Annotated in this window: 11 protein-coding genes; all 11 read left to right on the top strand. The window is 46.6% G+C overall.

The window, feature by feature from the left end:
* On the top strand, nt 1-2,374 hold a 2,374-nt coding region (locus OEY58_06010; protein ID MDH5324998.1), incomplete at its 5' end, for an HAD-IC family P-type ATPase.
* A gap of 437 nt (nt 2,375-2,811) precedes the next feature.
* A complete protein-coding gene (locus OEY58_06005; protein ID MDH5324997.1) occupies nt 2,812-6,966 on the top strand; it encodes a hypothetical protein in 4,155 nt (1,384 codons plus the stop codon).
* Nucleotides 6,967-7,195: 229 nt separating this feature from the next.
* On the top strand, nt 7,196-7,699 hold the full coding sequence (locus tag OEY58_06000) for a hypothetical protein (protein ID MDH5324996.1): 504 nt from the start codon (nt 7,196-7,198) through the stop codon (nt 7,697-7,699).
* Nucleotides 7,699-9,798: a tetratricopeptide repeat protein gene (locus tag OEY58_05995; GenBank protein MDH5324995.1), complete on the top strand. Its 2,100-nt coding sequence runs from the start codon at nt 7,699-7,701 to the stop codon at nt 9,796-9,798. The genes OEY58_06000 and OEY58_05995 overlap by 1 nt, the downstream gene beginning before the upstream one ends.
* The gene (locus tag OEY58_05990; GenBank protein ID MDH5324994.1) at nt 9,799-13,164 is read left to right on the top strand and encodes a tetratricopeptide repeat protein; all 3,366 of its coding nucleotides are present in this window, start codon (nt 9,799-9,801) and stop codon (nt 13,162-13,164) included.
* Between the two features lie 163 nt (nt 13,165-13,327).
* Nucleotides 13,328-14,284, top strand: coding sequence for a tetratricopeptide repeat protein (locus OEY58_05985; GenBank protein ID MDH5324993.1), 957 nt, complete (start codon nt 13,328-13,330; stop codon nt 14,282-14,284).
* Between the two features lie 12 nt (nt 14,285-14,296).
* Nucleotides 14,297-14,620, top strand: coding sequence for a hypothetical protein (locus OEY58_05980; GenBank protein ID MDH5324992.1), 324 nt, complete (start codon nt 14,297-14,299; stop codon nt 14,618-14,620).
* A 9-nt stretch (nt 14,621-14,629) separates the two neighbouring features.
* Nucleotides 14,630-15,277 (top strand): MotA/TolQ/ExbB proton channel family protein, encoded by a 648-nt coding sequence (locus OEY58_05975; protein ID MDH5324991.1) that lies wholly within the window; start codon nt 14,630-14,632, stop codon nt 15,275-15,277.
* Between the two features lie 82 nt (nt 15,278-15,359).
* Nucleotides 15,360-15,863 carry a biopolymer transporter ExbD gene (locus tag OEY58_05970; protein ID MDH5324990.1) on the top strand — a complete coding sequence of 168 codons (504 nt, stop codon included), beginning with the start codon at nt 15,360-15,362 and terminating at the stop codon, nt 15,861-15,863.
* On the top strand, nt 15,860-16,354 hold the full coding sequence (locus OEY58_05965; GenBank protein MDH5324989.1) for a biopolymer transporter ExbD: 495 nt from the start codon (nt 15,860-15,862) through the stop codon (nt 16,352-16,354). Before OEY58_05970 ends, OEY58_05965 begins: the two co-directional genes overlap by 4 nt.
* Nucleotides 16,355-16,368: 14 nt before the next feature.
* Nucleotides 16,369-17,715, top strand: coding sequence for an AgmX/PglI C-terminal domain-containing protein (locus tag OEY58_05960; protein MDH5324988.1), 1,347 nt, complete (start codon nt 16,369-16,371; stop codon nt 17,713-17,715).
* Nucleotides 17,716-17,905: the final 190 nt, after the last annotated feature.

The raw sequence follows: 17,905 nt of genomic DNA, 5'->3' as shown, positions 1-17,905 counted from the left end.
TTTGGTGAGCGCCAAAACCCGGGTTTTACGCCAAGGTGAATCCTACGAGATCAACGCAAGGGAATTGGTACCCGGCGATGTGGTGTTGCTGGAATCGGGGGATAAGATACCTGCTGATTTGCGATTGATAGAATGCCATGATTTGGAATGCGACGAGTCACTATTGACGGGTGAGTCTTTGCCGGTGCTGAAAAATGCGGCATTGGAATTGGATCCGGAGACGGTGTTGGGGGATCAGCTCAATATGGGGTTTGCTGCTACCTTAGTGAGTCGGGGACGTGCTCGAGGCGTTGTAGTGTATACGGGTTTTGATACATCTTTAGGCAGCATTGCTGCCGATGTGTTGTTTAATGAACCCCCTAAAGCTCCCTTGCAAGTTAGAATGGATAGTTTTACCCACTGGGTTGCCATATTTGTCGGATTTGCAGCGGCGACAATGTTTGCGGTAGTGGCAGTTAAAGGTATGCCGCTGGCGGAAACGTTTATGTTGGCGGTGGCTTTGGCTGTGTCCGTGATTCCTGAGGGTTTGCCGGTGGCATTGACTGTGGCTCTCGCCATTGGTATGCATAGGATGGCGCGCCGCAATGTGATTGTGCGTAAGTTGATGGCAGTGGAAGCCTTGGGTTCTTGCACATGCATTGCTACGGATAAAACCGGCACTCTAACCGTGAATCAATTGACCGCATCGCGGTTGTTGTTCCCCGACTCTACCGCATGGGAAATCAGTGGCGAAGGACTGGATCCGGATGGGGTTATAGTTACAGACAAAGGTACGCCGGACAGTAGGGAAGAGCTAATGTTGGAGCGCCTGTGTCAGGCAGCGGTATTGGCCAATGAGGGTTTTTTGGGAAAATCTCAAGGCGGTTGGAGCGCTCACGGCGATGCAGTGGATATTGCTTTATTGGTCATGGCTCACAAAGCCGGAATTGTGAAGGCGGAGACCAGTAATGCCTTTACTGAATTGGCAACGATTGATTTCGAATCGGAACGTGCCTTTTCGGGTAGTTTGAATCAGGTTGGAGATACTCAAGTTGCCTTTGTGAAAGGAGCTTATGAACGACTCTTGCCTATGTGTGACTCAATGATGTGCGTGCAAGGCGATATACCCTTGGATCCGGTACTGCTGGTACAACAGGCCGAGTCTCTGGCCCATCAAGGTTATCGGGTTTTGGCGTTGGCAGCCGGGAACATGCAGCTAAGCCAAGGAGAGACATTTTCTGAGGAACACTTGCACCACTTGGTGTTTTTGGGTTTGGTGGGAATCATCGATCCACTGCGGGTGGAATCTAAATCTGCAGTATTGGCGTGCCAACAGGCTGGTATCAGGGTAGTCATGATCACGGGGGATCATCCGGCGACTGCCTTAGCCATTGCCTCAGAATTGGGTTTGACTCAGGACATGGCTCATGTGGTTTGCGGTCCCGAGTTGAGTCAAGCTGCACAAAATAATCGTATGGACGAACTCAGTGATCACGCCTTGGTTTATGCCAGGGTAGGTCCGCATCAAAAACTGGACATCGTCCAATCGCTGCAGCGAAACGGGCATTTTGTAGCAGTCAGCGGTGATGGTGCCAACGATGCACCGGCTTTGCGCAGCGCCCAGGTCGGTGTGGCAATGGGAAAAAACGGCACCGATGTGGCCAGAGAAACAGCGGACTTAATTATCACCGACGATAATTTCGCCTCTATTGTTGCCGGTATCGAAGAGGGTAGGACCGCGTATGCCAACGTTCGGAAGGTGATTTTTTTGCTCATTTCCACGGGTGCGGCGGAACTGGTGTTGTTCACGTTGGCATTGGTTACCGGGTTTCCGTTGCCTCTGACAGCGGTACAACTGTTGTGGTTGAACCTGGTAACCAATGGAATACAGGATGTGGCTTTGGCATTTGAGCCTGCCGAAGGGAATGAGCTAAAGCGTCCGCCCCGTTCTCCGAAGGAGCCGGTGTTCAATCGTTTAATGATTGAGCGCGTGTTGGTTTCCGCCCTGTATATCGGTGTCGTAGCCTTTATTGTTTTTCAATCCTTGTTGAACGCAGGTTATAGCCTCGATGCAGCACGCAATGGTACTTTGCTGCTTATGGTATTGTTTGAAAACGTACACGTTTTCAATTGCCGATCTGAGACGCTCTCAGTTACTCAACAAAAACTGTTTTCAAACCCAATTTTGTTACTGGGTACCTTGAGCGCACAATTAATTCATATTGGGGCTATGTTTACCCCCTGGTTTGCTCAAGTGCTAAGTTTGCAAGTAGTGAGCATGGAACTATGGTCTACCTTACTTCTATATGCTTTGAGCTTACTTTTGCTAATGGAACTGCACAAATTCTGGTGGCATTGGCGCCATCCGCTCCCAACCAAGACCTTGTCCAGGTAATACCGTGAAACCGTGAATTCCTGCCGAGGTTTCACGACAATGCACAAAAACTGTGGATAATGTTGTGTATAAACTCTCGTAAAGGGTAATAGAGAGGTCTTTGGCTTGGAATGAATAAATCCCGACCAGGTTTAATCTCGCTGTCTATGTCGGTGACTTGTTTTTGTCAGTGAGGTTGTCAAACTCAGTGTAAGGGCGTCGTATTACTGACGGTCTGATGGAATATGAATATACTTGTAGCGCAGATAAGCAGACGGATCTGTACTGCATCTATATTCAGCCGCGCAATGATTAAGGATGGCAATAACAGATAGGTTCTGCCGTCATCAACGCCCAGGGACTCGTGCTGCAGAATCCTACCACACTGGCAGGCCAAGCAAGGCAATCACGGTAGTTTGGTCTATAATGACCAAATCATAAGAACTCAGACCAGTGCAATGAACCTAAAGCATAAAATCAATAATTCGTTGATACACTCGTTAATAATCCTGTTGATAGTGTTGCCTCAAGTGGTAATGGCGCGCTTACCCGTGAAGGAAGTACCGGAGCCTCTCAAACCTTGGGTGCCGTGGTCTCTACACGGGAAAGAACATCGCCTCTGTCCCTTTCTTTACAATCAATCCCAACAAACATTTTGTGCCTGGGGTGGAGAACTGGAGTTAAATTTGAGTAATTCCAGTAGTACTTTTACTCAGCAATGGCATGTGGTCACAAAAACAACAATTCCTTTGCCCGGTAACAGTGATCATTGGCCGCAAGAGGTTAAACTTAACGGCAAACCGGTGGTAGTCGTAGAGAAAAACCAGCAACCGGTATTAGTTATTCCTCCCGGTGATCACACGGTCAGTGGTCGTTTTATCTGGGACAAGTTACCCAAATCATTGCAAATACCTGAAGAAACGGGTTTGGTGACATTGAATGTGAACAGCAAAGTCGTCTCCCAGGTGCAACGCGATGATCAAGGTCGCGTGTGGTTACGCGCCGAGGAAGTTAGCCCGGAAACCATACAAGATCGCCTGGAGCTGGATGTCAGTCGTCGCATCACCGATGACATTCCTATGGTTCAACACATACGGTTGGAGTTGGAGGTATCCGGGCAGCAACGAGAAATCCGATTGGGGCCGGTGCAATCCGAAGCGTTTTTGGCACTGTCGGTCACCAGTGCTTTACCGGCGCGTTGGGAGCCAAACGGCTATTTGCGCTTGCAAATACGTCCGGGAACGTGGGTGGTGGAGCTCCGAGCCCGGTCCAAAACCGACCTGCTGTCCCTGGTCAGACCCAAAGCCCAGGCACCCTGGCCTGAGCAGGAAGTATGGGTGTTTGATGCACGCAACCATATACGTTTGGTGGAGGTGCAGGGCTTGCAAGCTTTAGATCCCAGGCAAACCAAACTTCCGGGGCAGTGGCATAATCTGCCCGCGTATCAAATCGGCAGGGACGATACCATGCAATTGAGGGTGATCCGGCGTGGCGATTCTGATCCGGTACCGGATAAATTGAACTTGATGCGAACCCTATGGTTGGATTTTAACGGTGGTGCGTACACGGTTCAAGATCGTATCAGTGGCACTATGAGTCAAGCTTGGCGTTTGGAGGGAGGGCCGGATTTACTGTTGGGTCAGGTACATGTTAATGGCGAAGCACAGTTCATTACACGGTTGCCGGGATCAAAAAACCAGGGTGTGGAGGTTCGGCAAGGTCAGTTGGATGTGAGTGCCGATAGTCGATCCACCGATGGTAGTTCGGTCAGCCAGGTGTCCGTGGTGGGTTGGAATCATGATTTTCAGTCGGTTTCCGGAGTGTTGCACTATCCACCCGGTTGGGATGTTTTTGCTCTGTGGGGGACGGATAATGTTCCGAATACCTGGCTGCAACGCTGGTCTTTACTGGATTTGTTTATGGTATTGATCATAAGCGTGGTTTCCATGCGTTTGTGGAACAAAAAAACCGGTGTGCTGGTATGTGTGGTTTTGTTGTTGATTTGGCACGAACCGGGTGCTCCACAAACGATCTGGGTGAATCTATTGATTGTTATTGCCTTGCTTCGAGTGGTCCCTAAGAATAGCTTTGCACAATGGTTGCGGCGCTATTATTATCTTTCTTTGCTTGCCTTGGCGATAATTGTATTACCGTTTATGGTGACAGAGGTGAGAACCGGCCTTTATCCCCAGTTAGATCGTCATGCTCCGGTTTATTTTGAAGACACGGTATCCAGGGTGGCATCGGCACCCCAGGTTTTTGAAGAATCCCCAATGGAACAGCGTAAGCTGGAAGACCAGGAGATTGACCAGAATACGCTGGGTGGTTTTTCTAAATCCAGGCCCAAAAAAATGTTGTCTGGAAACACATCAAAACAGTCATTGGTCTCTTCTCGTATGCAACAGGTTGACCCGAATGCGATGGTGCAGACAGGGCCCGGACTACCCAAATGGCAGTGGAACCAATTGGATTTGTCATGGAACGGGCCGGTGCAGAAAGAACAGCAATTGCGCATTATTTACCTTTCACCAGGGGTCAATAAAGTGTTGGGAATATTGCGAGCGTTTTGTATTTTACTTATGGCCTTGCATTTTGCCGGTGTACGCTTTGGAAATAAAGACCAGGATAAGAGCGGTAGTAAAACGTCGAAGGGTGAATCCAAAGGCTTCTATTTTGCCTCTGTCAGTAGTGTCATGTCGGCTACATTGTTGATAGCAATCGTCTTCCCTGCAGCGGTTTTTGGTGCTGAGTATCCTGATAAAGAATTGTTGCGTGAGTTACAACAACGATTACTGGCACCACCGGAGTGTCAACCGCGTTGTGCTGATGTTAGCCGATTACGCCTGGATATTGAGGCACAGAGAATAAGCGGTGTTTTACAGGTACATGCAGAGGAAGACACGGCAATACCTCTGCCGTCACACAACAAGCATTGGTGGCCTCAGCGCATTGTAATCGATGGTAAAGTTCAAAGCGGCAGCCGTCTTTTGCACAATCATCTGTGGCTATCGCTGCCTAAAGGAAATCATACCGTGCAATTCTCCGGAACGTTACCGCAGCGAAATAATGTACAGCTGCATTTGCCCCTGGTACCACGTTATGTGCAAGTGAATGCCAAAGGTTGGCAGGTGGATGGGGTTCATGAGAATGGGCGTGTGGATAGCCAATTGCAGCTAACGCGTTTGAACCGTAGTAACGCCAGTGCGTCCGTAGCCCAATTGGAACCCGGAGCCCTACCGGCGTTTGTGCATGTAACCCGAACCTTGGAATTGGGTCTGGATTGGAATGTGGTCACACAAGTGCGCCGGGCTTCACCGTCAGGAACCGCAGCGGTGTTGGAAATTCCCTTGCTCCAAGGAGAAGCGGTTATAACCGAAGGCGTTCGTATCAAAGACGGTAAGGCTTTAGTCAGTTTGGGTGGACAGCAGCATTCATTGGAGTGGCGGTCTACGCTTGCACTAAGCGATCGGATTGAAATGACGGCGCCCGACAGCAGTACTTGGACGGAAATATGGCGTCTAAACGCGGCTCCACTTTGGCATGTGAGTCATAGCGGTTTGGCTCCGATTCATCACAAAGATGCGCAGTTTAACCGAGTGCCTCTGTGGCAACCCTGGCCGGGAGAGTCTATTACGATAAGCGTCAGTCGTCCCGAGGGGGTAGCGGGTACCACGGTCACCATTGAGAGCAGTGAACTTAACATCGAACCGGGCAAACGCGCCACGGATGTGACTCTAAATGTCGAGTTGCGATCCTCTCAAGGACAGCAACACAGTTTTGTATTACCCGAGGGAGCTGAGTTACTCGCCATCAGCATTGACCGGATACAACAACCCATTCGCCTCAAAGAACGAATATTGACGTTTCCGGTTCATCCGGGTAGCCAAAACATCAATGTGCAATGGCGTATGCCGGATAGCATAGGTACTTGGTTTAAAACCCCGCAAGTGGATCTGGGCTTGGGGCATGTGAATCAAACCTTACGCTTATCTTTGGGGTACGATCGGTGGGTGTTGTTAGTGGGAGGGCCGTCCTTGGGCCCTGCGGTACTCATATGGGGCGTAATGATCGTGCTGATTATAATTTCCATTGGTCTCGGCAAGCTCAACTGGACCCCTTTAAGAATTCACGACTGGATTTTACTGAGTATCGGTCTGAGCCAAGCTTCAGAATTTTCGGTCGTTTTGGTCATTGCGTGGTTGCTGGGCTTGGCTTATCGGCAGCGGCAGGCATCCATTGCAGCTCTGTCGGCCGTTCGCTTTAATCTGATTCAGATAGCGTATGCTGTGCTCACCCTATTGGCGTTAGCGACATTGGTCTATGCCATTCAACAAGGTCTTTTGGGCATACCCAATATGATGGTTCGCGGGAATCAATCCAGTGCATACCAAATGATCTGGTATCAGGATCGGGGTATGAACCAAATGACGCAAAGTTGGGTGATCAGTGTTTCTATTATGGTTTACCGCTTACTGATGTTGGCTTGGGCCCTTTGGCTGGCATTGTCCTTGGTCAAATGGTTAAAATGGGGCTGGGGTTGTTTTTCAGCTCAAGGCGTCTGGAAATCCCGCAATCAGGAAAAATTCAAAGGCACGAATACGTCCTCAGAGTAATTTTTCTCAAATCGCAATTATCTGCACAAAACCTGCATAGGAAAACTGGGCACTGCGTCACACAGTGAAGTGGCGCATTGTCTTAGCTTTTGGATCCAACATTCAGAATCATGGCGCCGGTGCCGATAAAGTTCAGCATCATTAGGTTTTCTAAAATAACCTTTCATATCATGTTGAAAATTCAAAGGTTTAACAGCCTACATCGGGGCAATTAACGCGAAGTCAGCTTATGCGATATACATTTAAATTATTTGTGATTATTAGTCTCCTTGGGTCGAGCAGCACTCTGGCGGAGGATGACATTAACAAGCAACAACTTCGAGGGTTGGACGAGCAGGTCCAGTCCATCAAGAAGGATGTTTTGGCCATTTCTGCTGAGTTAAACCGGCTGGAAGAGAAGCTGCTATACCCCTCTAATACACAAGTGTCCTTTTTTGTGTCCTTAGCGGATACATTTCAGCTGGATGCCGTCAAATTGGTGTTGGATGACAAAGATGTGGCGCACTATATCTACAGCTTCAAAGAGTTGAAGGCCTTGCAAAAAGGTGGCGTTCAACGATTGTTTACCGGAAATGTTCGGACCGGAGAACATAAGATCCAGGTAAAGGTTGTTGGGAAACAAGGTATTAATAAAACCAACAAAACCGTGAGCCATACCGTTAAAAAAGGGGTTGGACCTCAATTCGTTGAGATCAGGGTGTCCGGATCAGGAATTGAATTCAAGGATTGGTGATGTTTCACCGCTTGGCATTAATACTTTGCCTGCTGTTTACCACAACGCTGGTGTGGGCGGGTAAAACCGAAGGGCCGCTGAAAGATTTGTATTTCGGTGAGGCGCTTTTTTATGCTTATCAGCAGGACTTTTTCGAAGCGATCTCACGTCTGGATACCGAATTGGCACAGTATTATGGTTTAGACGAACCTCAATTAAATTCCCTGTATTACCATATTGATCACGCAGAATTTTCGGTTGGCGACTTTGAATTATTCTATCGTATGCACAACCGTGCCGGACGTGCCATAAAAGCGGTGATTGAGGGTAACGTGGAAGAAAGCGTGCGCAATGAGGCTTTGTATCGTTTGGCGAAAATGTACTACCAGAAACAGCAACCTCTCAATGCACTGCATACCATAGAAAGAATAAAAGGCCCGATACCTGAAAAGCTCATTAATGAAGAACCCTATTTGCGCGGACAAATCTATATTGCTAACGGCAAATTTACTGAAGCTATCGCACTATTACAAAGTATAGAAACCCAACCGGAATTGCTGGGATTCTCCGGATACAATCTTGGAATTGCTCAAATTCTGGGTGGGGAAGAGATCCAGGGCTATTTGCAACTAGAGAAAGTGGGAAATACTCCGGGGAAAGGACGAAATTTTTTAGGTATGCGCGATAAAGCCAATTTGGTGTTGGGCTATCGCTTGCTTGATGCGCAGCAAGGCGAACAAGCCGTCAAATATTTAAACCGGGTACGCATCAAAGGGCCGTTTTCCAACAAAGCGCTGTTAGGTTCCGGTTGGGCGTCAGCAGGGCAAAATAAATTTGATCGTGCATTGGTTCCTTGGACTATGTTAGCCAAACGCAATGTCACTAATGCCTCGGTGCAAGAGGCTTTGATGGCGGTTCCATACGCATATGGAAAATTGGAGCTATTCGGCAGAGCGGCCATTCTGTATGGAAAAGCCTTGGAGGCTTATAGTAAGGAAATCGAACGTCTGGACGCATCGGTAAAGACCATCAGGGAAGGTAAATTTCTTGAGGCGGTTGTACGCGAAGAACTAAAGAAGGACAAAAACTGGTTGGTGAAACTCCGGGATCTTCCCGATACACCTGAAACCTACTATTTAATGCAAATGATGGCTTCACATGATTTTCAAGAAGCGCTGAAGAATTATTTTGATTTGGTAGAACTGCAATCCAAACTGGATACCTGGGAGGGAAATCTCAGTTCGTTTGAAGAAATCATTGCCGTTCGAAAAGCCTATTACGAACCCATGCTGCCGGGCATGGAGGCGGAGTTCCGGTCTTTGGACTCAAAAATGAAGTTACGAGTGGAACAACGAAACAGTCTGGACAAACGTCTGAAAAAAATGTTGATTGCTCCGCGACCCGAAGTTCTTATCAATGTGGAAGAACGAACTGTTTTAAATATACTGGAACAGGAAAGTATACGTCTTAACAAAGCCGGTAAGTTGGATGCCAATACCAAACACCGCATTGATCGTCTTAAGGGTGTGATTCATTGGAACGTGGTCACACAATACGATGATCGATTCACCAAGGCTCACAAGAACTTGCGCCAGTTGGATCAACATGTGGAAAAGTTGACTGAGATCTACGAGTCATTTGTGAGAACTCGCCAAACAGCCACTCAAAGCTATCGTGGCTATGAAAAACCCTTGCGTCATGTCAGCATTAAAATTCGTCAAGCGAAAGGTAAGGTGAAAACTTTGCTCGCCCGCCAGGGTAATCTCATTGAAGCGATGGCTATCAAGGAACTGGAAACGCGCCGACAGCGTTTGGAAGAGTATCAGGTAAAGGCCAGATTCGCATTGGCGGAAAGTTATGACCGAGCAGCAAGAAAACAAACGGATGAGCAACTTCAGAAACAGATAGCGGACGAGGTAGAGCAACAAGAAGCGCAGAAATTGAACGGACAAAAAGAAAGTGAAAAAGAAGATCAAAACACCACAGAGACCATGAAGGACGAAAAGGAAGACAAAAAATCCGATCCCAATAAGCCACCGTTGGTTGGAAACACGCCGTCCGGGGCACAAGTAAAAGAAAAGGGCGCAAACAACCCGATTCCGCAAACAGGGACTGAATAGGTGGAGAATTCAATCAAGACATTACGCTGTCTTCCTGTTATTGCCTTGTTGGCTGCATTCCTGTCTTCCTGCGCCACTGTTGAAGAACAAGGAACCATTGCTGAATTGGCGTCTATACGTCTAGAACTACAAGATGTAAAGGTGGAAGGTGGCTTGGAAAAAGCCATGGAGGGGTATAAAAAGTTTTTAGAACAGACTCCTGAATCTGCCATGACTCCGGAAGCATTGCGGCGTCTGGCCGACTTAAAAATTGAGAAGGACTTTGGGGCTACCGCGGAGTTGGAGAAAGATGCACCCAGTGTAACCACCCGTGCACAGTCTATTACGGACTCCGAACAAATTTCTAAACCGAAACAGCCTCGCAAAGATTCTAAGGCAGAAAAAGCCTTTGAGAAGAGCGCCACGGCCAGTGAAAAACTTCCTCCGTCCAAGTTGAATCCCAATGAGGTGTTGCCCAAGGGAGAGGCCGGTGTGGATTTGCAAAATTCCAGTGCGGAGCAGGCGATTGCTCTGTACAAGAAACTGCTGAAAAAATATCCCTTGTACGAACGTAACGACCAAGTGCTCTATCAATTATCGCGAGCTTACGAAGAAGTGGGTAAGGTGGATGAAGCTATGGAAGTGATGAACCGCCTGGTAAAGCAGTTTCCCAACTCCCGTTACAACGATGAAGTTCACTTCCGCAGAGGCGAGTACTATTTTACTCGCAAAAAATTTCTGGATGCCGAAGATGCCTATGGTTTGGTTTTAAAAATGGGCGTTGGAACGGTTTACTACGAACGTGCCTTGTATAAGATGGGATGGACTTTCTATAAGCAGGATATGTACGAAGAGGCGCTGCGAAAGTTTATTGCACTTTTAGACTACAAAGTATCTATTGGTTATGATTTTGATCAGACGAATGACAAAATTGAGAAAAAGCGTGTAGAGGATACATTTCGAGTAATCAGTTTAAGCTTTTCCAATCTGGGTGGCGCTGAGGCCATCAAGGACTACTTTGCCAAATTCGGCTCGCGTGAGTACGAAGATGGCGTATACAAACATCTGGCCGAGTTCTATTTTGGAAAAAGACGATATAGCGACGCTGCGGCTACTTACAACGCTTTTATTGAATCCAATCCCTTTCACAGGGTATCGCCGCACTTTAGCATGCGGGTGATAGACGTGTATATGAAAGGCGGATTTCCGCGTCTGGTTATTGATGCGAAAAAGCAATTTGCATCGACTTACGGGTTAAAGGCAGAATATTGGAACTACTTTAACCGAGAAGAATATCCTGATGTATTGGGTTATTTGAAAACCAACTTGGTGGATTTGGCCAATCATTACCATTCGCTGTATCAAAACAAGAAATTTAAGAAAAATCAGGCTGAGAATTTCGCCGAGGCATCGCGTTGGTACCAGGAATTCTTGCAGTCTTTTCCAAAAGACGAAAAATCACCGGAGATCAACTATCAGTTGGCGGATTTGTATTTGGAAAACAAAGACTTCAATCTGGCTGCAACGGAGTATGAACGAACCGCGTATGATTATCCACAAAACACGAAGTCGCATAAAGCGGCCTATGCGGCCATATTTTCACACCGAGAATACCTAAAGGTTGCTCCTCCGGCGCAAATTGGTGTCGTCAAACGGGAAATTATCCGCAGTTCACTGCGTATGGTTGATGTCTTTCCCAAGCATGAAAAAGCCACTTTGGTTTTGGCGGCAGCAACCGATGATCTTTTTCAAATGCGCGATTTACCGCTTGCTGTCAAAGTGGGACGACGCTTAATTAAGGAGTATCCCAAAGCCGAAACCAGTTTAGTTCGCGGTGCCTGGTTGGTGGTGGCACACGCTTCTTTTGATTTGGGTAACTTCGTCGATGCGGAAGAAGGTTATGTAGCCGTACTAAAATCCACTGACAGCAAACACAAGGACCGCCCCAAACTGTTGGACAACCTTGCGGCATCCATTTACAAGCAAGGTGAGCAGGCAAAGGAAAAAGAACTGTTCACGGAAGCGGTACGTCATTTTCTGCGAATTGCCGCTGTGGCACCCGATTCCAAGATTCGGGAGTCCGCCGAATACGATGCCGCTGCCGTGTTAATACAAATCAAAAACTACGAACAGGCCTCACAGGTGCTATTGGCGTTTCGAAAGAACTTCCCCAAGCATGAGTTACAGAAAGATGTCACTAAGAAAATCGCATTTGTTTATAAAGAGCTGAACAAATACGATCTGGCAGCAAAAGAATTTGAGCAAGTTGCAGCGGATACGGAAGATCCGGAATTGATTCGAGAAGCCTGGTTGATTGCGGCTGAAATGTATGAAAAAGCCCAGGATCAAAACAACACATTGCGCTTGTATCAAGCTTTTGTGGACAAATTTCCCAAGCCGGTGGAATTTGCGCTGGAGACGTGGAATAAAATCGCTCTTATATACAAATTAAGAAACGATATAAGCAATTATCATAAGACACTCAAAACCATCATAACGACCGATGCGCGATCGGGTGATGAACGCACTGACCGTACCAAATATCTGGCCGCTACGGCCTCGCTGATATTGACAGAGCCGGAGTTTGACGAGTTTGCTGCCATCAAACTGACCAATCCTTTGAAAACCAGTATGAAGAACAAGCAAAAATTCATGAAACGATTGGTCAGTACCTTTTCGCGGTTAACCGATTATCAGGTGGCTGATGTGACTGCAGCTTCCACTTTCTATATAGGAGAGATCTATTACAATTTTAGTCGCTCCTTGCTGGAATCCGAAAAACCTAAAGGGCTAAATGAGTTGGAGATGGAAGAGTTTGTATTGGCTCTGGAAGAACAAGCCTTTCCATTTGAAGAAAAGGCAATATCCGTACATGAAAAAAATATCGAATTGCTTCGTATAGGTATCTACAGTCGTTGGATCGATAATAGTATTTCCAAATTAGCAAAACTCTTACCGGCTCGTTACGGAAAACCGGAAGAAAGTACCGGATTTATCGCAGATCTAAACGTTTTTCGATATGTGTCACAAAAGCCAAAGAAAGTCTTAAAGCAGCAGTCAAACCCCGCCGAAAATCCTGATAAGTCAGCCGGTTCCGGCGTAACACCGCCAGAAGCGGTAGCGCAACCATCGGGTGAGACAGTTCAGGAAAACCCTGGTGAAGCCGGAGTCATTAATCCGGTGGAATCCAACGCTGCGAGTGAACCAGCCGCACCTGCGAAAGCACAGGCCGGTGTTGGGGGCAGCGAGGGGGCGACCTCGGTTTCCAGTGAGAACCCGGCAGCGGCTGAGACCGCCCCTGCCAAGGTGTCTGACGGTAATACGGAAGCCGATGTTGAGCCAGTCAAGTCGCAGGATGCGGTAGAAAAAAACACCGTTACGGAATAACGGCAGCAGGCAGCACTGAATCCCGGAGCAAAGCGCGAGATGTTGCGGTAATAGCAACAGGCCGATGATATGTCTTGAAAAAAGTAATCGAGACGGATTGATAAGGGGAACTAATGGGAAATACGGATTCAATGGTAATCCGGTCGTTCCCAGGTGAGTAAGTATGAGTATTAAGACAGACATCAGTTACTGGACAAAGATAAAAGTTTACGCCCGAGCTGTAATGATTATTTCGGTAACAGTCAGTTTGTGGTCGTGTATCAGTGCTCCTGTGGTACCGGTAAAGAAGGCTGTTGTCCAAGTGCCGCTGCAGGAAGCGACGGATGAAAATCCAAAAAAACTGAACGTGACACCGGAATGTCCAGACGTGGTACCAACCGCAACTGCCGCTGTACCGGGTCAGGTTCCGGGAGTGGATGTGAATGGTAATAAAACCAATGGAACGACTGCACCAGGAGTAAATGTGGCGACTCCGCCTACAGACACCAATGTCCGACCCAACCCAACTGTAAGTACACAAAGGCACCTGGATCAAGCCTCCGCTGCAAACCAAAACCCTGCCACGGGTGTAGGTAAAAATAATGTATCTGATCAAGCTGTTGGACAGGAATGTGTACCTAAAGGAATTATACAAATTGCCGAAAATCTATCTGTGGATGCAGCAGTAAAACGCCAGTTTGAAACGGCTACAAGCTTGTTACAGCAGGAAAAGTATCAAGAAGCCATTGTACTAATTGAAGGACTGCTGACAAAGTTGAACGGATTCACGGCACCGTACATTAATTTGGGAATAGCGTATGCCAAATTAGGTGAAATGGAAAAAGCATTGGAGAGCTTTGAACAGGCATTAAAACTGAATGATATCCATCCGGTCGCCAATAATGAGTTAGCGATCGTTTATCGTCAGTTGGGCAAATACGCAGAAGCCAGGAAAGTGTATGAAAAGTTATTAGAAAATTTCCCGGGTTTCTGGCCGGCTAATCGGAATTTGGGTGTTTTATGTGATATTTACCTCAACGATTTGGCGTGTGCATTGGAAAACTATGAGATTTACGCTAGCGCCAAACCGGAAGATGACAAGATGAAAATCTGGATCGCGGACGTAAAAAGCAGAATGTAAAGGCAGAGTGAAGTGGCGAAACATAAAAACAACACAGTATTTAATACAGCAGCATGGGTGCTCATCACGCTGTTAGCAACAGCCATTATGAGTTCATCGGTTTTTGCCAAAGACAAAAAACCAAAAAAAGAGGCCGAGGCTAAATCATTGTCCGGTATTTCCATTGTGGGAAACAAGGAAGCACCCAAATCGTTGTTTATTGTGCCATGGAAAAGTTCCGAAATTGGAGTAGAGAACAGTCTTTCCTCTAGTTTGTTAAACGAAAAAATGAAACCAGTGGACAAAGAAGTATTCGAGCGCGAACTGGATTTTTATTCAATTTCAGTGGTCGAGTAGGAGCGGGCAATGGATTTTTTATTGGCGATAATCAAATTTTTTCAAACCGGTGGGTTATTTATGTATCCCATCTTGATTGTTTTTGCGTTGGGTTTAGCCATCGCGATCGAACGCTATCTAAAATTGAGTATGGTGAAAAAAGCCAATCGTTCAATGTGGGAAGAATTACATCCCGTACTGATGAAAGGCGATTTTGATCAGGCTCGTACCATGACTGAAAACAATAATTCCACAATCAGTCATTTGCTCAACGCCGGATTGGAGATGCAGGGTGCGGTTCGCCGTCGTGACGATATTGAAATAGCGATGGAAGAAACCATGATGGAGATTATTCCTCAGTTAGAAAAACGCACACCTTACGTGGCGTTGTTTTCCAATATTTCCACTTTGTTGGGTCTGTTAGGTACCATCATGGGGTTGATTGAAGCGTTTACGGCGGTGGCTAATGCCAATCCTGCCGAGAAGGCCGACTTGTTGTCCGCCAGTATTTCCGTGGCAATGAACACCACAGCCTTTGGCTTGATGTCAGGTATTCCTTTATTGGTTTTTTACGTGGTTTTGACTGCCAAAACCGGTGAAATCGTTGACAGTCTGGAAATGGCGTCTGTTAAAACTCTAAGTGTTATTTCTAAAATGGCAAAACGCGACGCCGCGTAATCTACGCAGCAATAACTGTGTTAACAACGCTATATGTTTTAGGCCCATCAGGTTGAGGCCTTAGAAAGGCGGACAATAGACTATGTCACGAAGACATCATTACAAGGCTAAGAGTAAAGAGCCACCGGAAATGGACATCACAACCTTCCTCAACTTGATGGTTGTGTTAATTCCATTTTTGCTCATTTCCGCCGTGTTTTCTCGAATCACTATTATGGAACTCAATCTTCCGGCGGGAGCGGCTGCCGGCTCGGATGACAAAGCCAAAGTCACCATAGAGGTCATCGTCAGAGCAAAAAAACTGGAAATTGGTAACGGTAAAGGTATTGTTGCCGTGTTGCCCAATGTGGAAGAAGAAAAATATGATGTGCAACGCTTATCCGATTATTTGCAAAAAATAAAGAACAACTACCCCGATAAAACCGATGCTACCATCATGCTGGAACCTGATATTGAATACGAAAAAATGGTTCGCATAATGGATGTGGTGAGAAGTTACGAGATACCGCCGGCGGAAGGAGCGGAGTCGGCCGAAACGCAGAAAATAGCCCTGTTTCCGGATATGTCTATAGGCGAGGCGCCATGAAAAATACCCGGCGCATGAAACGCATGGCCCGCAACCATAAGAAAGGTATTCCGGGCATGAATCTTACATCCTTGATGGATGTGTTTACTATTTTGGTATTCTTTCTATTGGTGAACTCCGGCAGCAGTGAAGTGTTGGAGCCACCTAAACAAATTACCTTACCCGATTCCGTTGTTGAAACCAAACCTAGGGAAACAGTAGTCATTTTAGTAACACCGGACTTCGTTATTGTGCAGGGTGAGCAGGTGGTGGCGATGAGTGAGGTCATTGCCAGTAAAGAAATTGTTATAGCGCTGCGTGAAAAACTCATGGAAATAAAGGGAAATGTAATCGGGACAAGCACAAAAGCCATATCAGAGAGCAGCGAGGTGACCATACTGGCACACAAAACCATTCCCTTTAAGATATTGAAAAAGATAATGTCCAGCAGTACCTATGCCGGTTATGAGAAAATTTCCATGGCGGTTTTGCAAAAAGGCAAACAGAGTTGATTCGGGTAATTTGAGTGAGCGCTTTACAACAACAACGCACAAATTTTGAAGAACGAATCGCTGCGCTGCGCGATAAAGTCCATCTGCATCAAGAAGAAATAATACGTCTTGAAGGGGACCTTCAAAACGTCGATCATGAGCTGGATGATTTTCAGGACGAGCGCAAAAAGTTTCAGTTGGTCAGCGATATATGCCGAAATCTGGATGAGTTGAATGAGTTAGGCGCCAGTGATTTGTTCTGGGACGGTATTGCCACCGAAGAACAAGTTAAAGGTTATCTACAGAATCTTCGCGAAAAAGCCGATTTTTTTGAACGTAGAATCAAAAAAGTCACGGATAAGCATGAAGCCATACTTGAACAAATAAAGGAAAAAAATACTACAGTTAATTTTCTCCTGGAAGACATCGAAGAGTTATTGGAACAGGAGGAACAAAGCAAATATGAATATGTCGTCACGCGCGAAGTCAGGGAGATACCTTATCGCGTAATGGTCATGCCCTGGACTAAAAAGGGTGAAGACGAGAAAAAAGCACGAAACTTCGTAATAATTGCTCTACTGTTATCTTTGTTGTTTGGTGCATTGATTCCAATGATTACCATTCCGATTCAGGACAAAAAAAATATTAAAGTTCCCGAACGTTTGGCGAAGTTTATTAAAAAGCCCAAGCCTAAGCCGCAACCGAAACAGCAACCGAAACCGGAAAAGATTGAAGAACTAAAGAAAAAACCGACAGAAAAAGACCGTAAAGACGCCCGTAAAAAAGTGGAAAACAAAGGTGTCTTAGCGTTTAAGAACAATCTGGCAGACTTGTTAGATGATATGAATGATGTCAAATTGGGCGCCGAAGCGAGTTTGAATACCAGCGGTGCTACAGCACGACAACAAAGTCGCAATATTTTGACCTCCCAAGCCGCCAGTGGCAGTGGTGGTATTAAAAGTTCCAGTCTAAGTCGCAGTGTTGCAGGTGCGGGCGATAAACTCAGTGCTGTGGCCTTCTCTCGTGTAGAAAGCGCTATTGGAACTGCAGCCGCAGAAGACCGACCCTTGAGCGACGGACCGGGACCGGCCCGTACCGATGAGGAAATCCAAATTGTGTTTGACCGGTATAAAGCGGCGTTGTACCGCATTTATAACCGTGAACTGCGCAGTAACCCAACACTACAGGGTAAAGTCGTGTTGAGAATAACCATAGCGCCCGACGGCAGTGTAACAAAATGTAAGGTGGAAACTACGGATATGGATTCGAAGAAACTACTGGACAAAATAGTCGAACGGGTTAAGAAGTTCAATTTTGGGGCTAAAGACGGCGTGCCCACCATTACCATACTATATCCCATCGATTTTCTGCCTGCATCTTAGGCGAATCGAGGTTTATTTCAACTGGAAAGAAAAACAGGAGAGCGAAAGGTTTGTAGAGCTTAAATAAAAAAATGTGAACCAGTGTCTGTCAAATTTGAGACTTTACGTATAGACGAGGCCAGAGCCTTGCGGTCGAATTAGAGATTGGTTCCAGAAACTGACAATTGAGGATAGTTGTAATAATGGCAGT

It is taken from the genome of Gammaproteobacteria bacterium (genome assembly GCA_029882975.1).
Classification (GTDB): Bacteria; Pseudomonadota; Gammaproteobacteria; order SZUA-152; family SZUA-152; genus JAJDNG01.
Note: the sequence above shows the minus strand (reverse complement) of the source record. Positions and strands in the feature narration are given on the sequence as shown.